General features: G+C 74.9%; 16 protein-coding genes. 7 read left to right on the forward strand and 9 right to left on the reverse strand.

Annotated elements, in window-relative coordinates; genetic code table 11:
- Position 1 precedes the first annotated feature (1 nt).
- From ACLJQE_RS29045 to ACLJQE_RS29055, 3 genes are all read right to left on the reverse strand, one after another.
- Positions 2-1,216: a glycosyltransferase gene (locus ACLJQE_RS29045; protein WP_410642613.1), complete on the reverse strand. Its 1,215-nt coding sequence runs from the start codon at positions 1,214-1,216 to the stop codon at positions 2-4.
- Between the two features lie 88 nt (positions 1,217-1,304).
- Positions 1,305-2,135: an SDR family NAD(P)-dependent oxidoreductase gene (locus ACLJQE_RS29050; RefSeq protein WP_410642614.1), complete on the reverse strand. Its 831-nt coding sequence runs from the start codon at positions 2,133-2,135 to the stop codon at positions 1,305-1,307.
- On the reverse strand, positions 2,132-3,136 hold the full coding sequence (locus ACLJQE_RS29055; RefSeq protein ID WP_410642615.1) for an alpha/beta hydrolase: 1,005 nt from the start codon (positions 3,134-3,136) through the stop codon (positions 2,132-2,134). Before ACLJQE_RS29055 ends, ACLJQE_RS29050 begins: the two co-directional genes overlap by 4 nt.
- Positions 3,137-3,523: 387 nt before the next feature.
- On the opposite strand from ACLJQE_RS29055, the gene ACLJQE_RS29060 reads away from it, so the two are divergent.
- The 4 genes from ACLJQE_RS29060 to ACLJQE_RS29075 are packed head-to-tail and all read left to right on the forward strand — an operon-like array spanning position 3,524 to position 12,209.
- A complete protein-coding gene (locus tag ACLJQE_RS29060; RefSeq protein WP_410642616.1) occupies positions 3,524-4,204 on the forward strand; it encodes a hypothetical protein in 681 nt (226 codons plus the stop codon).
- An 18-nt stretch (positions 4,205-4,222) separates the two neighbouring features.
- Complete coding sequence (locus tag ACLJQE_RS29065; RefSeq protein WP_410642617.1) at positions 4,223-5,950, forward strand: fatty acyl-AMP ligase; 1,728 nt, start codon at positions 4,223-4,225, stop codon at positions 5,948-5,950.
- Positions 5,947-10,749 (forward strand): beta-ketoacyl synthase N-terminal-like domain-containing protein, encoded by a 4,803-nt coding sequence (locus ACLJQE_RS29070; protein ID WP_410642618.1) that lies wholly within the window; start codon positions 5,947-5,949, stop codon positions 10,747-10,749. Before ACLJQE_RS29065 ends, ACLJQE_RS29070 begins: the two co-directional genes overlap by 4 nt.
- Positions 10,740-12,209, forward strand: a complete 1,470-nt coding sequence (locus tag ACLJQE_RS29075) for an MFS transporter (RefSeq protein WP_410642619.1) — start codon at positions 10,740-10,742, stop codon at positions 12,207-12,209. Before ACLJQE_RS29070 ends, ACLJQE_RS29075 begins: the two co-directional genes overlap by 10 nt.
- A gap of 21 nt (positions 12,210-12,230) precedes the next feature.
- On the opposite strand, the gene ACLJQE_RS29080 is transcribed toward ACLJQE_RS29075, so the two are convergent.
- Positions 12,231-12,683, reverse strand: coding sequence for an SRPBCC family protein (locus tag ACLJQE_RS29080; protein WP_410642620.1), 453 nt, complete (start codon positions 12,681-12,683; stop codon positions 12,231-12,233).
- Between the two features lie 104 nt (positions 12,684-12,787).
- Between ACLJQE_RS29080 and ACLJQE_RS29085 the strand changes: the two genes are divergently transcribed.
- A complete protein-coding gene (locus ACLJQE_RS29085; RefSeq protein ID WP_410642621.1) occupies positions 12,788-13,222 on the forward strand; it encodes a DUF4383 domain-containing protein in 435 nt (144 codons plus the stop codon).
- On the opposite strand, the gene ACLJQE_RS29090 is transcribed toward ACLJQE_RS29085, so the two are convergent.
- On the reverse strand, positions 13,173-14,402 hold the full coding sequence (locus ACLJQE_RS29090) for a glycosyltransferase 87 family protein (RefSeq protein WP_410642622.1): 1,230 nt from the start codon (positions 14,400-14,402) through the stop codon (positions 13,173-13,175). The two genes, ACLJQE_RS29085 and ACLJQE_RS29090, sit on opposite strands and share 50 nt — an antisense overlap.
- Before the next feature lie 117 nt (positions 14,403-14,519).
- On the opposite strand from ACLJQE_RS29090, the gene ACLJQE_RS29095 reads away from it, so the two are divergent.
- Together ACLJQE_RS29095 and ACLJQE_RS29100 are read left to right on the forward strand one after the other, a co-directional pair.
- Entirely contained in the window at positions 14,520-14,738 is a 219-nt protein-coding gene (locus ACLJQE_RS29095) for a hypothetical protein (protein ID WP_410642623.1), read from the forward strand.
- Between the two features lie 63 nt (positions 14,739-14,801).
- Positions 14,802-16,001, forward strand: coding sequence for a cysteine desulfurase-like protein (locus ACLJQE_RS29100; protein WP_410642624.1), 1,200 nt, complete (start codon positions 14,802-14,804; stop codon positions 15,999-16,001).
- A 137-nt stretch (positions 16,002-16,138) separates the two neighbouring features.
- Here ACLJQE_RS29100 and fusA read toward each other — a convergent pair whose 3' ends face one another.
- From fusA to panD, 4 genes are all read right to left on the reverse strand, one after another.
- Positions 16,139-18,088: an elongation factor G gene (gene fusA / locus ACLJQE_RS29105; protein ID WP_410642625.1), complete on the reverse strand. Its 1,950-nt coding sequence runs from the start codon at positions 18,086-18,088 to the stop codon at positions 16,139-16,141.
- A gap of 447 nt (positions 18,089-18,535) precedes the next feature.
- Positions 18,536-18,745 (reverse strand): MbtH family protein, encoded by a 210-nt coding sequence (locus ACLJQE_RS29110; RefSeq protein WP_410642627.1) that lies wholly within the window; start codon positions 18,743-18,745, stop codon positions 18,536-18,538.
- Positions 18,746-18,756: 11 nt separating this feature from the next.
- Positions 18,757-19,785: an ABC transporter substrate-binding protein gene (locus ACLJQE_RS29115; RefSeq protein ID WP_410642629.1), complete on the reverse strand. Its 1,029-nt coding sequence runs from the start codon at positions 19,783-19,785 to the stop codon at positions 18,757-18,759.
- Between the two features lie 67 nt (positions 19,786-19,852).
- Positions 19,853-20,266 (reverse strand): aspartate 1-decarboxylase, encoded by a 414-nt coding sequence (panD, locus tag ACLJQE_RS29120; protein ID WP_410642631.1) that lies wholly within the window; start codon positions 20,264-20,266, stop codon positions 19,853-19,855.
- Positions 20,267-20,268: the final 2 nt, after the last annotated feature.

Genomic DNA, 20,268 nt, shown 5'->3' on the forward strand with positions numbered 1-20,268 from the left:
CCTATGGCTCCCGGAGCACCGAGCACGCGCGGGCCACGCCGTCCTCGCCCCGCAGGCGCGCGGCGACGTACTGCGCGCCGCGCCGGAACAACGGGTTCTCCGTCAGCTCCCGCAGCCGCGCGGTCAGCGTGTCGACGTCGAACTGCGCGAGCGGCAGCGGTTTGGGGCCGGCGCTCAGCCGCGAGACGCGTTCGCCCCAGTAGGGCTGGTCGGAGAAGACCGGGCAGACCAGCGACGGCACCCCGGCCCGCAACCCGGCGGCGGTGGTCCCGGCCCCGCCGTGGTGGACGACGGCGGCCATCCGCGGGAACAGCCACTCGTGCGGGACGTCCCCGACGGTCGGCAGATCATCGGTATCGGGGCCGGCGCCGAGGATTCCGCGCAGCCCGGCCCGGCGCAACGCCGTCCGGACGACGGCGAAGGTGGCTTCGGCGTCGGCGGGCCGCATGCTGCCGAAGCCGACGTACACCGGCGGCGGTCCCGCGGCGAGGAAGTCACGCAGCCGCGGATCCGCGCGGTAGCCGGCGGCGCCGAGGAACCAGTAACCGGTGACGTGCACGCGGGCGGGCCAGTCGGGCGGCCGCGGCACGACGGCGTCGGAGAACCCGCACAGCACGGCCGACCGTCGCCGCGGGCCGCGTGGCCCGGCCGGGGGCAGGCCGAGCGTTTCGACGCGCCAGCGGTCGATCTCGGGCCGCAGAACCTGCCAGGCGACGGCGTCGACGGCGGTGAAGCTGAGCTGCCGCCCCCACGGGCCGAGCCGGCCGGCCCCGGGCAGCAGCGGGTGCGCGAAGGCCCGCGTCGGCACGCTGGGCTGGTAGTGCAGTTCGACGTCGGGAACGCCGAGGTGGGCGCCCAGGTGCGCGCCGAGGAAGCCGAGTGAGGGCGCGAGCACGAGGTCGGCCCCGGCGGCACCGGCGTGGACATCGGCGAGCAGCCGGTCGAGCACCGGCCGGAGCACCGCCCGCATCCCGGAGAGGAAGGCGCGACGGCGGCCGGCGGTCCACGCCTGCCCGGCGGCCGAGCCGAGGATGGTGGCCGGATCCGCCGAGAGGGGCGCGAAGGAAAGGCCGTGGGATTCGACGAGCGCCCGGAAGCCGGGAGCGGCGAGCACCCGGACGCGATCCCCCTCGGCGGCAAGCCCCCGGCCGAGCGCCACGCACGGTTGCACATCACCCCGCGAGCCCGGGGCGACGATGACGACCAGGCGGCTCATCGCATCGCTCCGGCACGGGCCCGGCGAGGGGTTCCTTCGGCAACCGGTTCGTCGCCGCCCTCGCGCAACCGACCACTGTGTGACCCGTTCATCGCTTCGCCGCCGTCAGGCGGTACCTCAACCGGAACGGCAGTCTCGCCAGCACCGCCGCCAGCCGGGCGTCCGGGCCCACCAGATAGCGCGGTGCGGGACGGCGGGCCGTCAGGGCTCGGACCACCGTTTCGGCCGCCCGGCGCGGGGGCACGCCGGTCCGGGCCGAGCGGGCCGCGCTGTGCTCCGCCGCCGCCAGCTGGTGTCCGTACCTTTCCAGTGCCGCCGGCGACAGGGCCGCGCGGACCTCCTCCGCCGCCGCGCGGGCGCGGGGCCAGATCGGGGTGGCCACCGCTCCCGGCTCGACCAGCACGACCCGGATGCCCTCCGGGGCCAGCTCCGCGCGCAGGCTGTCCGTCAAGCCGACCAGCGCGAACTTCGACGTGTGGTAGGGCCCGACCATCGGCCCCGCGATGCGGCCGCCGATCGAGCCGATCGTCACCACCCGCGCCGATTCCGCGCGCCGCAGGGCCGGCAGCATCGCGCGCGTCACCGCCAGCTGCCCGGTGACGTTCACCTCCAGCTGCTCCCGGAACGCCGCCAGCGGCACGTGCTCGAGCGGCCCCGGCCGCGCCAGGCCGGCGTTGTTCACCAAGCCCCGCAGCGGTCCCGCCGCCGCCACGCGCTGCCCGCACCGGGCGATCGACTCCGCGTCGCGCAAGTCCATCCGCAGCACCGTGACCGCGTCGCCGTACGCGCGCACGAGTTCCGCTTCGTCCCCGTCGGTGCGTACGCTCGCCCACACGTGGGCGCCCCGCCTGACCAGCTCCGCCACGCAGGCGCGGCCGATCCCGCCCGCCGCCCCGGTGACCACATAGGACGGTTTCACGACGCCAGCACCTGCAGCATCCGAGGCCACGTCTTGTGCAACTGGTCCTGCCAGTACGCCCACTGGTGCGTGCCCGGCCCGTACAGGTCCACCGTCGCCGGGACGCCGAGGGCGCGCAGCCGGGCGGCCATCGCCGTGGTCTGGGCGCCGCACAGGAACTCCAGGAGCATGGCGCCGGGCAGGACGTCGATCGGGAGCTTGGCGTCGAGCGGGCCCGGCAGCCCGTTGCCCGCCGAGAGGTACAGCTCGGTGCCGCGCAGGCGGTCCGCGTTCACCAGCGGGTCGTGCGCTTCCCAGCGCGCGGCTTCCCGGCGCCGGTCGCCCCACAGGGCTTCGGGGTCGAGGCGGGCCGACGTGACGATGGCGTTCGTCAGCAGATCGCCGCCCGGGCCGGCCGGGTTGAGGTTGCCGCTGTAGGAGGCGGCGTAGCGAAACACGCCCGGGCGCCGCGCGGCGAGCTCGAGCGCGCCGTACCCGCCGAGGGACAGGCCGGCGGCCGCGCGACGGCCGTCCCCGCGGTAACCGCGGTCGATCAGCTGCGGCAGTTCGACCGCGGTGAAGGTCTCCCACTGGTTGAGTGCCAGGTCCTTGCCGTAGTTCCACCAGTCGCTGAAGAAGCCCGCGGATCCCGAGCCCGGCATGACGACCAGGACGCCGGCGTCGTCGGCGAGCCGCCGGACGTCGGTGTTGGCGCTCCAGCCGCGGTAGTCCTGCAGCCGGGTCTCGCCGGCCAGCAGGTAGATCGCCGCCCAGCGCCGGTCCGGCTCGGCCGCCCAGGCCCGCGGCAGGATCAGCCGCACCATCGCGTAGCCCCCGACACGCGCCGAGCGCACGGTCAGGTCGAGCACCCGCGCGTCACCGTCCACAGTGGTCTGGGCGACGACGTGCGAGCCGTCGTCGGCCCGGGCGTCCGGTACCCCGGCCGCAGCCGGCACGGCCGTGCCGGGCAGCGCGCACGCCGCCGCCGTCAAGGCCGTGAACCACCTCACGAAAGGGCGCATGCGTTTCCTTTCCCGGTCATTCGAAGAGTGCGGCCAAGCTAAAGGAAAGGCGCCCGCGAGCGCAATTGTCCCGTCCAGCATGTGAGCGGACAATGTGAATGACAGGGAAACAAACTCCCCCACGCGGGTGAGTCGTCGATCGCGCAGCGTCACCGATCTCGGACGCCCGTGCCACAACGCCGTGCCGAACTCGCCAGTAACCTGCAAAGCAGCAGCTCACCGGCTGTACACGACGATGTTTACGCCATCTTGAGGTGCTTCCGGTAACCGATTTCCCAGCGTAGCCTTCGTCGTGCCGCCGGATCGGTCGTCACTCGGACCGTCCCGGCGATGGGTTCCAGCGCAGGGGCCGCACCTCCCCCGAGAATGCTCCCGGAAGGGTTCTTCATGCCTGCCCGAATTCGCTTTCCCCCGGCCCGCGTCGCCCTTCTCCTGATCGCCGCGGCCGCCGTGGCCACCATTTCACCCGCCAAACCGGCGACGGCGGTCCCGGTCCCCGGGCCACCCGCGGTGCCGCCGGCCGCGCTGCTGCCCACCGAGGCGATCCCCGGTCCGCCCGCGGTCCGCGACGTGTTCGACGTCGCCACCGCACTGTCCACCGCACTGTCCACTGCGGACCGGAGGGACACCGCGGGGTGCGCCGACGTCGTCCACGGGCGGCTGCTGCGGCCCGGCGCGGTCACCGGACAGGGCTTCCAGACGGCGGTTCCCGGCGGGCAGCTCTCCGAACTCGTCGCCCGCACGCCGCACCCGCCGGACCTCACCGCATGGGCCGCGCAGGCGCGCCGCTGCGCCCGCGTCACCGTCGGCGACCAGGCCGTGCCCACGGTCTCGACGACGACCGTCGGGCCCGCTCCGGTCGTCCCCGGCGCGGAAACCCTGTCCTACCAGCAGGTTCTCACCCTGCCCGGACAGCCCGCCGGGCTGCCCGGCCTGCGCCTGCGCACCGTCGCCATCGCCGCCGACGGCGTGCTGGTCCTGCTCCGCGACGCCGGAGCGACCGACCTCGACCTCGACACCCTGGCCGTCGCCGCGTGGCAGCACGCGGCGCCGCGGCTGGGCCGCTAGCACCCGCAAGGAGAACCCATGTCCCAGGAGAACTTCCCGGCGGTGGGCGGCGACACCCTGACCGCGTGCCTGCGCCACTGGGCGACGGCCACCCCCGACGCCCCGGCACTGACCTTCGCCGACTTCGCCACCGATCCCGCCGGACGGCGGCGCACGCTCACTTGGCGGCAGCTGGCCGAGCGCGTCGACGCCGCCGCGGGCGCGCTGCCGGTGTCGCCGGGCGACCGGGTCGCCGTGCTCTGCCCGCAGGGCCCGGACTACGTCGCCGGGTTCCTCGCCGCGATCGCCGCGGGCGCGATCGCGGTGCCGCTGTTCGACCCGGGCCTGCCCGGCCACGCCGGGCGGCTCGCCGCGGTCCTCGCCGACTGCGCGCCGTCGGCCGTCGTCACCACGGCGGCCGCCCGGCCGAGCGTCGAAGCATTCCTCGGTCACGACGCCGACGACGCCGACGACGTCGCCGTCGTCGCGGTGGACCGCCCGGAACCGGCACGGTCGTGGCCCGCCCCCACCGCGGCCCCGGACGACGTCGCGTACCTGCAGTACACCTCGGGCTCGACCCGCAACCCGGCCGGCGTGGTGCTGACCCACGCGAACGTGCTCGCCAACGTCGCGCAGGCCGTGCGCGGCCTCGGCCTCGACCCCGCCGCGGCCACCACGGTGTCCTGGCTGCCGCTGTTCCACGACATGGGGCTCGTCCTCGGCCTGATCACACCGCTGGCGCTGGGCCTGCGGTCGGTGCTGATGGACCCGCTCGCCTTCGTCGAACGGCCGGTCCGCTGGCTGGAACTGCTCGGCGACCACGCCGGCAGCTGGAGCGCGGCCCCGAACTTCGCCTTCCACTACTGCGCGAGCCGGATCCGGGAGGCCGACCGCGCGCGGCTGCGGCTCGGCCGCGTCGCCGCGATCGTCAACGGCGCGGAGCCGATCAACCCGGACGTCCTCGACCGGTTCCACGCCGCCTTCGCCGCATCCGGGTACCGGCCGGAAATGACCCGCCCGGCGTACGGGCTGGCCGAGGCCACCGTCTTCGTCAGCACCGGCCCCGCCGCGACCCCGCGCGTCACCACCTTCGACCGCGACGCCCTCGCGACGGGCACCGCGCGGCCGGCCGGGGACGGCGTCCGGCTCGTCGCGTGCGGCACCCCGGCCGGGCAGCTCGTCGCCGTCGTCGACCCGGAAACCGCCGTCGTGCTGCCCGACGGCTCGGTCGGCGAAATCTGGGTGCACGGCCCGAACGTCGGCGACGGCTACTGGCGGAAACCCCTGGAGAGCACCGAAACGTTCGGTGCCCGCCTGGCCGGCGGCCTGCCCGAGGGGCCGTGGCTGCGGACCGGCGACCTCGGGTTCCGCCACGACGGCAGGCTCCACATCGCGGGCCGGATCAAGGATCTGATCATCGTCGACGGCCGCAACCACTACCCGCAGGACGTCGAAGCGACCGCGGCGGGGGCCGACGCCGCGATCCGCCCCGGCAGCGTCGCCGCCTTCGCCGTCGCGGGCACCGACACCGAGGCCGTCGTCGTGGTCGCCGAACACCGCGGCCACGCGGACCTGGCCGAACCCGTCGAGCGTGCGCTCGCTGCCGCGATCCGGCGGCTGGTCTCCGACGCGCACGGGCTCGCACTGCGGGACGTGCTGCTCGTGCCGCCCGGGCGGGTCCCGCGCACGTCGAGCGGCAAGATCGCCCGCGGCGCCTGCCGCGACCGCTACCTCGCCGGCGACTACCGGAAGGCATTGGCGCGATGAGCGAGCCCACCACCGAAGCCCTCCGCCGCTGGCTCCTGGACACCGTCGCCGAGCACACCGGCATCACCGCGGAGCCCGACCACCCGCTCGGCGACTACGGCCTGTCCTCCCGTCAGGCCGTCGGCATTGCCGCCGACCTCGAGGAACGGCTCGGCCGACGGCTGCCGCCGACGCTGCTGTGGGAAAGCCCGACCATCGACCACCTCGTCCGGAGCCTCACCGGCGGGGACGAGCCGGCGGTCCGGCCGGGCACGGACCGCCGGCGGACCGACCCGGTCGCCGTCGTCGGCCTCGGCTGCCGGTTTCCCGGCGCGGACGGGCCCGGCGAGTTCTGGGACCTGCTGTGCGATGGACGCGACGCCGTCCGCACCGCGCCCCCGGGTCGTTGGAGCGCCGAGGCCGCCCCGGTGCTCGGCGGGTTCCTCGACGACGTCGCCGGGTTCGACGCCGAGCACTTCGGCATCACGCCGCGCGAAGCGGCGACGATGGACCCGCAGCAGCGGATGCTCCTGGAGGTCACCTGGGCGGCGCTGGAGCACGCCGGCATCGCGCCGTCGTCCCTGCGCGGCAGCCGGACCGGCGTGTTCACCGGGATCGCGACCCACGACTACGGCCACCTCACGATGACCGGCGGCGAGCCGGACCTGTGGACGGCCACCGGCGCGGCGGGCAGCATCGCGGCCAACCGGCTGTCGTACGTCTACGACCTGCGCGGGCCGAGCATGGCGGTGGACACGGCGTGCTCGTCTTCGCTGGTCGCGGTGCACCACGCGGTGCGCGCGCTGCGCGACGGCGAAGCGGACCTGGCGCTGGCGGCGGGGGTCAACCTCATGCTGCTGCCGGGCCCGACGGCGGCGTTCGCGGCGGCGGGCCTGCTCGCCGGGGACGGCCGCTGCAAGACGTTCTCGGCGGCCGCGGACGGCATCGCGCGGGCCGAGGGCTGCGGCGTCGTGGTGCTCAAGCGCCTGGCCGACGCCGAATGCGACGGCGACCGGGTGCTCGCGGTGATCCGGGCCTCGGTGGTCAACTCCGACGGACGGTCGAACGGCCTGGCCGCGCCGAACCCGCCGGCCCAGCAGGCGATGCTGCGGGAGGCGTACCGGGACGTCGATCCGTCCACTGTGGATTACGTGGAGGCGCACGGGACGGGGACGCTGCTCGGCGACCCGATCGAGGCGGGCGCCCTGGGCGCGGTGCTCGGCGCGGGCCGGGCGGCGGACGCACCCCTGCTGATCGGCTCGGTGAAGACGAACATCGCCCACGCCGAAGCGGCGGCGGGGATCGCCGGGCTGATCAAGGTGGTCCTGGCCCTGCAGCACGGAACACTGCCGCCGCAGCTGCACTTCACGGCCCCGAACCCGCACATCGCGTTCGGCGCACTGGGCTTGCAGGTGGTGACGGAGCCGACACCCTGGCCCCGCCACACCGGCCGCGCGACGGCGGGGGTATCGGCGTTCGGCTTCGGCGGCACGAACGCGCACGTGGTACTGGAGGAACCAGCGACCCCCGCCGCGGCTCGCGAAGGCGGACGGCCGCTCGGCGGCGCGCCTGCGGCAAGCCCTGCAAACCACGGCCGGCGGCCGCTAGGCGGCGCGCCCGCGGCAAGCCCTGCACACCACGACCGGCAGCCGCTCGGCAACGCCCCCACCACAAGCCCCACACACCACGACCGGCAGCCGCTCGGCAACGCCCCCACCACAAGCCCCACACACCACGACCGGCAGCCGCTCGGCAACGCCCCCGCCACGACCCCGGCAGAGCGCGACCGGCGGCGCGCCGACCGCACCACCGGCCAACCGCCCTGCGTCGGCGGCGTCCGGATCGGCCTGCTCTCCGCCCGGACCCGCGATCGCCTCACCGAACGAGCCACCCAGCTGGCCGCGTGGCTCGACTCGCCCGCCGGGCGCCGGAGCTCGCTCGCCGACGTCACCCACACCCTCTTCCGCCGCGACAACTCCGGCCGGCACCGCGCTGCCCTCGTCGCCGCCGATCACCGGGAACTCGCGGCACTGCTGCGGGCCGTCGGGGACGGCGCCGATCCGTTGCCCGCCGGTGCTTTCACCGGTGCTGCCGTCGCCGGGGAAGGGCCCGTCTTCGTCTTCTCCGGCCACGGGTCGCAGTGGACCGGGATGGGCCGGCAGCTCCTGGCCACCGAACCGGCCTTCGCCGCTCAGGTCGACAAGCTCGGCGATCCCTTCACCGAGCACACCGGGCGGTCGCTGCGCTCGCTCCTCGCCGGTGCCGGTCCCCGGTCGCTGGCGGAAACGCAGCCGGCGATCTTCGGGACGCAGGTCGCGCTGGCCGCGCGGTGGGAGGCGCTCGGGGTCCGGCCCGCCGCCGTCATCGGGCACTCGCTCGGGTCCGCGGCCGCCGCCGTGGTGGCCGGGGTGCTGACCGCCGACGAGGCCGTCCACCTGGTCGCCACCCGCGCCCGCCTGCTGGACACCGTCGGGTCCGGCGGTGCCATGGCCGCGGTGGAACTGGCGCCCGGCGAGCTCGCCGGGCACCCCGGCGTCGAGCTCGCCGTGGACTCCGCGCCGGGACAGGTGACCGTCGCCGGGGACGCTCTCGTGCTCGATCGGCTCGTCGCCGAACTGGAGGCCGCCGGCCGGGCCGCGCGGCGGCTGCCCGTCGGGGTCGCCGGGCATTCGGCCGGGGTCGAGCCGGTCCTCGGCGCCCTGCGTGACGCACTGGCCGAGCTCGGCGGGCGGCGGCCGCTGGTGCCCTGGTACGACACGGTGCTGACCGACCCACGCGAGCTCCCGGACTTCGACGCCGGCTACTGGGCCGCGCACCTGCGCCGCCCGGTCCGGTTCCGGCAGGCGGTCACCGCGGCGGCCGCGGACGGGCACCGCGTGTTCGTCGAGGTCTCCCCGCACCCGATCCTGGGCGGCTCGCTGGCCCGGACGCTGGCAGCCGCCGGCATCACGGACGCGGTGGTGACCGGCACCCTGCGCCGAGGCCGGGACGAGGTCCGGGCGTTCGCCGCCGCGGCGGCGGCGCTGTACTGCGCGGGCACCCGCATCACCCTGACCACCCCGGACGACAGCGCCCGGCTGACGGACGTACCGCCGATGCCCTGGCGCCACGAGCGGCACTGGTACACGGACACGGCCGGGATTCGCCACCCGGCCCCCGCCGGGGCGGCGACCGCCCACGCCGACGGCGGCGCACCCGAGGCGGCAGCCGAGCTCGCCACACCTCCCGCCGAGGCAACCCGGCCGGCCGCAACGCCCGACGGCACCCCCGGACCCGCCGCAACTCCAGGCCAAGCCATCCAACCCCCGGCAACCCCAGGCGACGCCTCCCTACCCACCGCAACGCCAAGCGGCACCCCCGAACCCGCCGCAACCCCAGGCCAAGCCATCCAACCCCCGGCAACGCCAAGCAACGCCTCCCTACCCACCGCAACGCCGGGCGGGGCGGCCGAACCCGCCGCAACCCCAGGCCAGACCTCCCACCCCGCGGCCACGATGACCACCGGACCGGCGACACCCGCCACACCGCCCACCTCCGGCGACCGGCTCACCGGCATCGTCGCCGCCGTCATGGGTCTTGCCCCGGACCGCCTCGACCCCGACGTCCCCCTCGTCGAACTCGGGCTCGACTCGCTCATGGCGAACCGGATCCGGGAAGCCGTCCGGCGGGAGCTCGGCGCCGAGCCCGACGCCGCCGCGGTCCTCCGCGGCGCCACCCTCGCCGACCTCACCCGGGACCTCGTCCCCCGAGGCGACGAACCCCCGGCCCGCGGCCGGGCCTGGGACGCCGCCGACCGCCTCGTCCTCCGGCTCTGGCGGCAGCACACCGGCACCGACGCCGCCGGCCCGCACGTCCGCCTCACCGGCACCGGCCACCCCGGGCACCTGGCCCGGCTGCTCGCCGACGGCCTCACCGCCGAACTCGACACCCCCGTCGACCCGGCGGACCTGCTCCGGCACGACTCCCTCGCCGCCGTCGCCGACATCGCGCGGGCTCTCCTCGACACGCGCGAAGAACGCGGGCCGGTCCACGTCCTCAAGCCGGGCGACGCCGGCACCGCTCCCCTGCTGCTGTTCCACCCCGGTGGCAGCACGTGCACCGTCTACCGCCCGCTCCTGGACCGGCTCCCCGCCGGCGTCCCCTGCGTCGGCTTCGAACGCGTGCCCGGCGCCGGCATCGAGGAACGCGTCGAACGGCTGCTGCCGCTGGTCCGGGCCCGCCTGCCCCACGGGCCCTACCGCCTCGCCGGGTGGTCCTTCGGCGGCGCCCTCGCCTACGGCGTCGCCACGCGGCTCGCGGACGAAGGCGAGCCGGTCGAGCTCGTGGCGCTCATCGACACGATGCTGCCGCTGCCCGAACCGGACCTCGACCCGCGCGCGTCGTCGGCCCGGCGGTTCCTGCGCTTCACCGGCTACGTCGAAGGCACCTACGGCCGGACCGTCCGGCTCGGCCACGACGAACTCGCGGCCCTGCCCGAAGAAGAGCAGATCGAGCTCACCATGCGGCGGGTCGCCGAAGCCGGGTTGCTGAGCCCCGGCGTGCTGCGGCACCAGCGTCAGTCCTTTTCGGACACTCTCGCCGCGGAACGCGGGACACCGCGCCCCTACGACGGCCGCGTGGTGCTGTACCGGGCGACCGAGCCGTACGCCGCCGGGCTCGCGATGGAACCGCGCTACTCCCGCACGGACCTCGCCGCCGGCTGGGCCGGGCTGTGCCCCCGGCTCGAAGTCGTCCCGGTGGCCGCGCACCACCTGTCGGTGATCGATCCGCCGCACGTCGACGTCGTCGCGCACCACTTGGCCGACCTGCTGTGGCCGTGACACGGGCCGGCGTCCGGGCGTGGCCGCTGCTGGCCGTGCTCGGCGCCGGGCTCTTCCTGGTCGCGGTGGACGCGACCGTGCTGCACGTGGCCCTGCCCGACCTCGTCCGGCAGCTGCGGCCCGGCGCGGCCGCCCAGGTGTGGATCGTGGCGATCTACCCGCTCACCGCGGCACCGCTGCTCCTGCCGTGCGGCACGCTCGCCGACCGCTTCGGACGGCGGCGCGTGCTCGTCACCGGCTACGCCGTGTTCGGGATCGCGTCGCTCGGCTGCGCCCTCGCCCCCGGCGTCCCGGCCCTCCTCGCCGCCCGCGCGGCACTCGGCGTCGGCGGCGCGTTGATCATGCCGGTGACGATGTCGCTGCTGCGGGCGCTGTTCCCGGACCGGCGGCAGCGCCGCACGGCGATCGCGGTGTGCAGCGGCATCGCCGGAACCGGCTCGGTGTTCGGGCCGGTCCTCGGCGGGCTGCTCGTCCAGCTGTGGGGCTGGCGGGCGACGTTCCTGGTCAACCCGCCGGTGATACTGGCCGCGGTGGTGGCGGCGCTGCGGTGGCTGCCGCGGAGCCCGCCGGGGCGCGAGCCGTGGGACGCGCTCAGCGCCATCCTCGCGGCCGGCGGCGTGCTCGGGATCGCCGCCGCCGTCGGGCCGTCGGGGGGCGGCTTCGCGGCGGGGGCGGCCGGGTGCGTCCTGCTCGCCCTGTTCGTGCGTCGCCAGCGGCGGGCCGAAACCCCCCTGCTGGACCTCGCGCTGTTCCGGCGGCCGGGCGTGCCGGCCGCGGCCGCCGGGGTGCTGCTGGTGATGAGCACGCTGGTCGGGCTCGGCCTGCTGCTCGCCCAGTACCTGCAGGTGGTGCTCGGCCTTTCCCCGACCGCCGCGGCGGCGCGGCTGCTGCTCGTGCTCGGCGCGTCCGCGGCGGGCAGCGTGGTGGCGCCGGCGCTGCTGGAACGGTTCGGCAACACCCACGTCCGCACGGCGGGATTCGCCTTGGCGGCGGTGTCTCTCGGCATCCCGGCGGCGGGCGGGCTGACGTCGCCGTGGTGGCTGGGCGGCGCGCTCACGGGCGCGGGCCTGGGCATGGCCCTCGCACTGACGTCGAGCACGGACACGCTCCTGTCGGCGGCCCCGGCGGACCGGGCGGGTGGGGCCGCCGCGGTCGAGAAGACCGGTTACGAACTGGGTGCGGGCCTGGGCACGACGGCGTTCGGCTCGCTGGCGGCCACGGTCTACGCGACCCACCTCGTGGTGCCGCCCGGCGTGCCGGCCGCGGCAGCGCGCCTGGCCGCCGCCGGACCGGCACAGGCCGAAGCCGCAGCCCACGGCTTGGCGGCGGCCCCCGCACTGCTCGCGGCCGCCCGAGCGGCCTGCACACTCTCGGTGCAGACCGCGGCGGCGGTCGCCTGCGCGCTCTTCGCGGTTGCGGTTCTGGCTTCGATATGGCGTCGCGAAAGAGCCGCCGTATAGGTCGTTATACAACCAATTCGTTCACGACCTCTTGTCGTCGTAGGAGGTCCAGCCGCCCTCACCTTCGGCCGCCTCGACGTCGGCGTCGGCGGACGCGGTGTGCGTCATCGCGGCGACCGTGCGCTCGAGGCCCTGCTGGACCTCGTCCCCGGCGGCTTCGCGGACGCTGTGCAGGGTCACGGTGATCTCCGAAGACGCCGGGCCGTCGTCGCGGATCCGCAGCTCGCCGTGGTAGTCGTCCGGCCCCTCCGCTCCCCACTTCAGCGACCGGGTCGCCGGGTCGGTCTGCAGCCAGGCCTCGCCGGCGACGCGCTCGCCGTGCACCTCGGCCTCGACGTGGACGCTGTCGCCGCCCCTCGGCTCGACGACCTTCATCTCCGGGAAGTACCGGGGCAGGTTCTCCGGGTGGCTCAAGAACGCGAACAGCTCGTCCGCGGGGATGTCGGCGGTCACGCTGTGGCGGTACTCGGTCATCGCTTCACTCCTCATCACCGGTCCGAACCGTCACCGGTCCGAATCGTGGCCGGATACCCCTGATGCGGTGCATTAAAAGGGTTCGGACGGGGAACTCCGAAGGCATGACGGCCACCGAACCCGAGACCCGGGCGCCCCGGCGGGGCCCCGCCCCCGTGCAGGGCATGGGCATGCTGATCGGGCTGCTGTTCCTCGTCCTCGCCGCGCTGGAGCTGATGGCCGGGGTCCCGGACGGCGGCGGTCCGCGCGTGCTGTTCGGCGTGCTCGCCGTGTCCGGGGTGTGGACGCTGGTGCACCTGGTGACCGGCGCCGCCGCGGTGTTCTGCACCCGTTCTTCGCGCTGGGCGGCCCGGTTCCTGGTCGTCGCCGGTGCCTGCTACGCCCTGGTGGGGCTCGCCGGGCTGCTCCCGCTGCCGTCGGCGATCACCGACGCGCTGCCGTTGAACACCGCGGGGATTTGCTTCGACCTGGCGCTCGGCACGGCGATGCTCATCCTGGGAGCGGGCTGGCTCCGGCGCGGGCCGGCACCGCGCCGCTGAGCAGGCCGTCCCGCCGCGGGAACCGCACCAGCACCGCCGTGAGCAGCACCGCGAGTCCGAAAAGGACATAGCCGTTGCCGGTGAGCTGCTGGACGAAGTTCCAGTGCCGTTCCACCTCCCCACCGCGCGGCCACCACCACTGCGGCCCCGCGACGAAGAGCACCGCACCCGTCCCGGCCAGCACCGCGAACCCGCGCCGTCGCGTGCGGCGGGCCAGTTCCGCCCAGCCGAGCAGGACCACCACGGCCCAGACCCAGTGGTGCGTCCAGGAAATCGGCGAGACCAGGAGCCCGCCGATCGCGTTGAGGCCGAGCGCGACGGCCGGCTCCCCCGCGGCCAGCGCGCGCCGCACGCCCCACGCCGTCAGCAGGACCACCACCGCCACCAGCGGCAGCCACCACGCCGTCCGCGCCTCCGCCGGCACCCCGGCCCTGGCCAGCAGCCCGAGCAGTGACTGGTTGCCGGCGTAGGTCGGCTCGCCGACGCGGCCGGTGTCCCACAGCGCACCCGTCCAGTACCGCACCGAGTCGGCGCCGGCGACCAGGAAACCCAGTGCCGTCGCGGCCAGGAACGTCACGACGGCGGTCACCGCGGCCCGCCCGTCCCGGCGGAGCAGGAAGTACAGCAGGAACACCGCCGGGGTCAGCTTGACCGCGGCGGCGAGGCCGATCAGCAGGCCACGCGGCCACCGCGGGGTGTCCACCAGGACGTCCAGCACGACCAGGACCAGCAGCAGCAAGTCGATCTGGCCGGCGTACAGGGTGCGCAGCACCGGCTCCAGCACCTCGGCGGCCAGCAGCAACGCCGCCACCCGCCGCCAGTCGCACCGCGCGCCGAGCGCGCGCAGCACCGTCACCAGGACCACCGCCAGCACGCCGAGCGTGAGCAGGGTCAGCGCGAGGCAGGCGGCCCAGTACGGCAGCACCGCCAGCGGGGCCAGCAGGATCGCCGCGAACGGCGGGTAGGTGAAGAGCAGGAACTGGCCGTCCCCGGTCGGTGGCAGCGTCCCGTACAGCGCCTGGCCGTGCAGCAACGCCGTCGAGCCGAGCCGGTAGACGTCGAGGTCGACGCGGTAGGCCGGGAACCACCACCGGCCGCCGTTGTACGACACGAGGACCGCCACCAGCACCAGCAGCTGCGCCCCGAGCAGCACGTATTTGTTCCCCAGCCTCGCCCGCACCCCTGCTCCCCCTCCGGTCACCCCACGCATTCTGTCGGCTCCCGTCCCGGGCACCATCCGGGAAACCCCCGAAGCACCCCGGGGAAAACCGGTTGCCGCCCGTGCCACCCTGGGCGCATGGGGACACCGGAGGGCTTCGCCTACCGCGACGAACGCGGCACCGTGACGATCACCCACCACGGGCGCCCCGCCGGGACGCTGCGCGGGGCCGCCGCCACCCGGTTCCTGGCCGCCGTGGCGCGGGGTGACGACCAGCAGCTGCTGATGGCGCGGGTGACCGGCAACTACAAGCACGGCAACGAACGCCGGGCGCGGCAGCACCCGCGCAACCGCTGACTCCGGGAGCCGTCCGCCGCGGGGATCTTGAGGCGGGTGGCCGGGGTTGGGCATGCTGGCGCCGTGACCTACGACGTTCAGACGATCCGAGCGCACTTCCCCGCCCTCGACGGCGGCGCCGCCCACTTCGACGGACCGGGTGGCTCGCAGGTCCCCGCCGTCGTCGGGGAAGCGGTGGCCGGCACGCTGTGCGCGGCGATCGCCAACCGCGGCGTCGTCACGGCGGCCGAGCGCCGGGCGAGCGCGGTCGTCGCCGAAGCCCGCCAGGCCGTCGCCGACCTGCTCGCCGCCGACCCGGCCGGCGTCGTCTTCGGCCGCAGCATGACGCAGCTGACCTACGACTTCTCCCGCACGCTGGCCCAGAAGTGGGGCCCCGGCGACGAGGTCGTCGTGACCCGCCTCGACCACGACGCCAACATCCGCCCGTGGGTCCAGGCCGCGGCGGCAGCCGGCGCCACCGTGCGCTGGGCCGAGTTCGACCCCGGCACGGGCGAACTCGCGCCGATCGGGGGGCTGCTGTCGGAGCGGACGCGGCTGGTCGCGGTGACGGCGGCGTCGAACCTGCTGGGCACCCGCCCGGACATCCCGGCGATCGCGGCGCAGGTGCACGACGCGGGCGCGCTGCTGTACGTCGACGGCGTCCACCTGACCCCGCACGCGGCGGTCGACGTCACCGCGCTCGGGGCCGATTTCTACGCGTGCTCGCCGTACAAGTTCCTCGGGCCCCACCTCGGGGTGGTCGCGGCGGCGCCGGCGTTGCTCGAGACGCTGCACCCGGACAAGCTGCTGCCGTCGACCGACGCGGTCCCGGAGCGGTTCGAGCTGGGCACGCTGCCGTACGAGCTGCTGGCGGGCACGACCGCGGCGATCGGCTTCCTCGCCGGGCTGGTGCCGGGGACGGGTTCGCGCCGGACGCGGTTGCTGCGGTCCATGGCGGAGCTGGAGGCGCACGAGAACGCGCTGCTGGCCCGGCTCGACGCGGGCCTGGGCGCACTTCCGGGCGTGACGCGGTACGGCGCGCCGGGGCGGCACCGGACGCCGACGGTGCTGTTCTCCGTGGCGGGGATTTCCCCGCGGGCGGTGTACGAGCACCTCGGGGCGCAGGGGGTGAACGCCCCGGCGGGGAGTTTCTACGCGATCGAGTGTTCGCGGCGGCTGGGGCTGGGCGACCAGGGGGCGGTCCGCGCGGGGATAGCGCCGTACACGACGGAGGACGACGTGGACCGGCTGCTCGCCGGAGTGGACTCGCTCCCGCGCGGTTGAGTGCGCTCGCGGCCGCCACCGTGATGGGACGGTCGACACGCGTGATCAAGGAGCCGACACGCGTGATCGGGGGGTCGACACTCCAGGCGACCTCGAAGGTGGCGAGCCGGGGTTTCCCGGCTCGCCACCCTCGTCCGTCACGGCACCGGCGCGAACCCCGCCGGCCGGGCGGTGAACGTGCCCCGGCCCTGCGTACGGCTCCGCAGCCGGTTCGCGTAGCCGAACAGCTCCGCCACCGGCACCGTCGCCGTCACCACCGCCGTCCCCGTCCGCACCGCCGAACCGGCCACGCGGCCGCGCCGGGCGGCGAGGTCGCCGAGCACGCCGCCGACCGCGTCGGGCGGGACCGTCACCACGACCTCGGCCACCGGTTCGAGCAGGCGCAGGACCGACCGCCGCAGGGCTTCCCGCAGCCCGAGACGGCCCGCCGTGCGGAACGCCAGGTCCGACGAGTCCTTCGGGTGCGTCGCCCCGTCGGTCAGCGTCACGCGCAGGCCCGTCACCGGGTGCCCGCCCAGCGGTCCCTCGGCCAGCGCGTCCCGGCAGCCCGCCTCGACCGCGCGGACGTACTCCCGCGGCACCCGGCCGCCGACGACCGCCGAGGCGAACTCGAAGCCCTCGGGCGCCGGTGCGACGTCCAGGACCACGTGGGCGAACTGGCCCGCCCCGCCGTCCTGCTTGACGTGCCGGTAGACCAGCCCGGACACGCCGCCGACCACCGTTTCGCGGTGCGCCACCGACGGGCGGCCCACCGCGACCTCGAGGCCGCGGTCCCGCCGCAGCTTCTCCACCGCCACTTCCAGGTGCAGCTCGCCCAGCCCGGACAGCACCGTCTGCCCGGTCTCCGGGTCGACCCGCACGACCAGCGACGGATCCTCCTCGGCCAGCCTGGCCAGTGCCGACGTCAGCCGCTCGCCGTCACCGGCCCGCCGCGGTTCGACGGCCACCGACACCACCGGGTCCGCCGTCACCGGCGGTTCCAGCAGCACCGGGTCGCCGGGCGCGCAGAGGGTGGCGCCGACGCGCGCCGCCTTCGGCCCGGCCACCGCGACGATGTCACCGGCGACCGCACTGTCCACTTCGGAATGACGGTCGGCCTGCACGCGCAGCACGCGGGCGATGCGCTCGGTGCGTCCCGCGTCCCGGACCTGGTCTCCCTTCCGCAGCGTTCCCGAGTACACCCGCAGGTACGTCAGCCGTCCCGTGGCCGTCGAGACGACCTTGAACACCAGTGCGGCCAGCGGCGCCGCCGGGTCGGCGGGCCGGTCGGCTCGCACCGGCGGGACGTCGGCCGGTGACGGCAGGTACGCGACGACGGCGTCGAGCAGCGGCTCGATCCCGCGGTCGCGGTAGGCCGCCCCGCACAGCACGACGAGCCCTTCGCCGCTGAGGGTCAGCTCCCGCAGCGCGTTCTCCAGCGTCTCGGCCGAAACCGTGCCGGTGGCGCAGAACTCGTCGAGGGCCACCGGGTGCAGCTCGGCGACGGCTTCCTCCAGCACCCGGCGCCGGCGCCGGACCTCGGCGACGAGGCCGTCCGGCACGTCCCGCGGACGCAGCAGGTCGACGACGCCGGTGAAGCCGTCCTCCCGCCCGATCGGCAGCTGCACGACCAGCGGCGCCGGGTGCAGCCGCGCCCGGATCGAGGCGACGGCGGCGTCGAGGTCGGCGCCCGCGCGGTCGAGCTTGTTGACGAACGCGATCCGCGGCACGCCGTGCCGGTCGGCCTGCCGCCACACGGTTTCGCTCTGCGGTTCGACCCCGGCCACGGCGTCGAACACGGCGACGGCGCCGTCGAGCACCCGCAGCGACCGCTCGACCTCGGCGGTGAAGTCGACGTGACCCGGCGTGTCGATCAGGGTGAGCCGGTGGCCGTCCCAAGTGCAGCTGACGGCGGCGGCGAAGATGGTGATGCCGCGGTCGCGTTCCTGCGGGTCGAAGTCGGTGACGGTGGTGCCGTCGTGGACCTCGCCGGTCTTGTGGGTGGCACCGGTGCGGTGCAGGATCCGTTCGGTGACGGTGGTTTTGCCCGCGTCGACGTGGGCGAGGATGCCCAGGTTGCGGACGGTGGTCAGGGGTTGGCAGCGCACGACACGGTCCTTTGTGGACGAAGTGATCGGGACGGCGCGATTCCCCGCGACGGGTGTTCAGGAACGCGTCACGGAGTCCGGTGCCGGCCGCGCGGCAGGCACCGGGGACGCGAAGACACGAGGATCACCTCGGACCACGAGCGGGGAGCAACGGCAACGCGAAAGCGCACGGCCGGCTCCCTTCGTTCGACGCGGCGGGCGAGTTCCGGAGAAGGGTAGCGAGGGGCGCCGCCGCGGCCAACGCAATTTCCGCGGGCAGCACGGGGGCGCAGAGGGTATTTCGCGCACCCAGAGGGTCGGGGCGCGTACCCGGACGGTCGGGGCGCGTACCCAGAGGTCGACTCGCGTGATTGGAGGGTCGGGGCGCGTGACTGGAGGGTCGGAGCGCGTGATTGGGAGACGACACGCCGGGAGCGGTGGCTCCCGGCGTGTCGTGCGGGAGGGAGGTCAGGCGTCCATGGCGTCGGCCAGGGACTTGGGGCGCATGTCCGTCCAGTTCGCTTCCACGAAGTCGAGGCACTCCTGGCGGCCCGACGGGCCGAAGGCGACCGTCCAGCCGGCGGGCACCTCCGCGAACTCCGGCCACAGGCTGTGCTGGTTCTCGGCGTTGACCAGCACCAGGTACGTCCCGGCGGGGTCTTCGAACGGGTTGGTCACGGCAGGCCTCCTCAGGCGGTGATGTCCGTGCGGGCACCCTTCACCAGCGCGGTCAGCTTCTGGATGACCGGCGTGGCGAGCAGGTGGTTGAAGCGCGGTTCGGCCGACCAGTCGCCCAGCTGGTTCGCCTTGACCGCGGGCAGCTGGTTCCACGTCGGGAACTGCGTCATCTGGGCGCGCGGCAGCGCGTACGAGCGCGAGTCGGTCAGGATCAGGTCCGCCGGGTACTTGCCGGCCTGCTCCCAGGACAGCTGCTCCCAGTAGTCCTCGCTGCCGCCGCCCGAGACGATGTCCAGGCCGAGCTCGCGGTAGTAGGCGAGGTCGGCGAAGAAGTCCGGCTTCGCGATGTACAGGCCGTCCTTGTCGCCGTACAGCACGAGCACCTTCAGCCCGGCCTTCTCCTTGGCCGCCGCACGCAGGTCCTCGGAGGCCTTGTCGAAGTCCGCCTTGGCCTTCTTCATCGTCTCCGAGTTCGCGTCGCCGCCCAGCGCGACGGCCAGCTGCGAGTAGCGCTCGATCACCTTCGGCAGCGTGACCTTGTACTCCGAGAGCGCGACGATCGGCGCGACCTGCTGCACCTTGGGGCCGAGGTCGTCGGTGAGCACCCACAGGTCCGTCGGCTTGGTGCCGGTCAGGCCGGTGACGACCAGGTCGGGCTTGAGCGCGGCGAACTTCTCCATGCTGAAGTCGTCCCAGGCGTTGCCGATCGACGTGACGGCGTTCAGGTCGATGTTGCCGGCCTGGACCTCCTTGCCGCCGTCGGCCGTCTTCTGCGGGCCGAACACGCCGATCGGGCGGACACCGTAGTCCCAGAGCGCGGCGGCCGAGCTGGCGTAGGCCACCACGCGCGCCGGACGCTGGTCGCGGGTCGCCTTCTGGCCGCGGTCGTCGGTGAACTCCCAGGGGCCGGTGGCGGCACCGGCCTGCTTGTCGTCACCGCTGCTGCCGCACGCGGTGAGGGCCGCGGTGGCGACGACGCCACCCGCCCCGATCAGGAATCCACGCCGGCTGAGCCCGGCAGCGCCTTGGAACACGGACATGAGAACCTCTCGCCAACCTTTAGGATAGGCACACCTTATTTAGGGCAGCCTCTCAAAAGCAACTGTGTCAACGCCCACGGCCCGACAGCTGGGCCTCGGCGCCGGGCACCGGCTCGGCCGGGTCGTGGCCGAGGTGGACCTGCCGGTTGTCGGCGTCCACGTGCACCACCCGCGGCCGGTGCGCCGCGCGCTCGGCCTCCTCCACCTGCGCGTAAGTGATGATGATGACGAGGTCGCCGGGGTGCACCAGGTGCGCGGCCGCGCCGTTGACGCCGATCACGCCGGACCCCGGCTCGCCGGTGATGGCGTAGGTCTCCAGCCTGGCGCCGTTGGTGATGTCGACGACCTGGACCTTCTCCCCCTCGACGATGTCCGCGGCGGCCATCAGCTCCGCGTCGATGGTCAGAGAACCGACGTAGTGCAGGTCGGCCTGGGTGACGGTGGCGCGGTGGATCTTGGCGTTCATCAGGGTGCGGTGCACGT

This window comes from Amycolatopsis sp. lyj-346, assembly GCF_046548975.1.
Lineage (GTDB): Bacteria > Actinomycetota > Actinomycetes > Mycobacteriales > Pseudonocardiaceae > Amycolatopsis.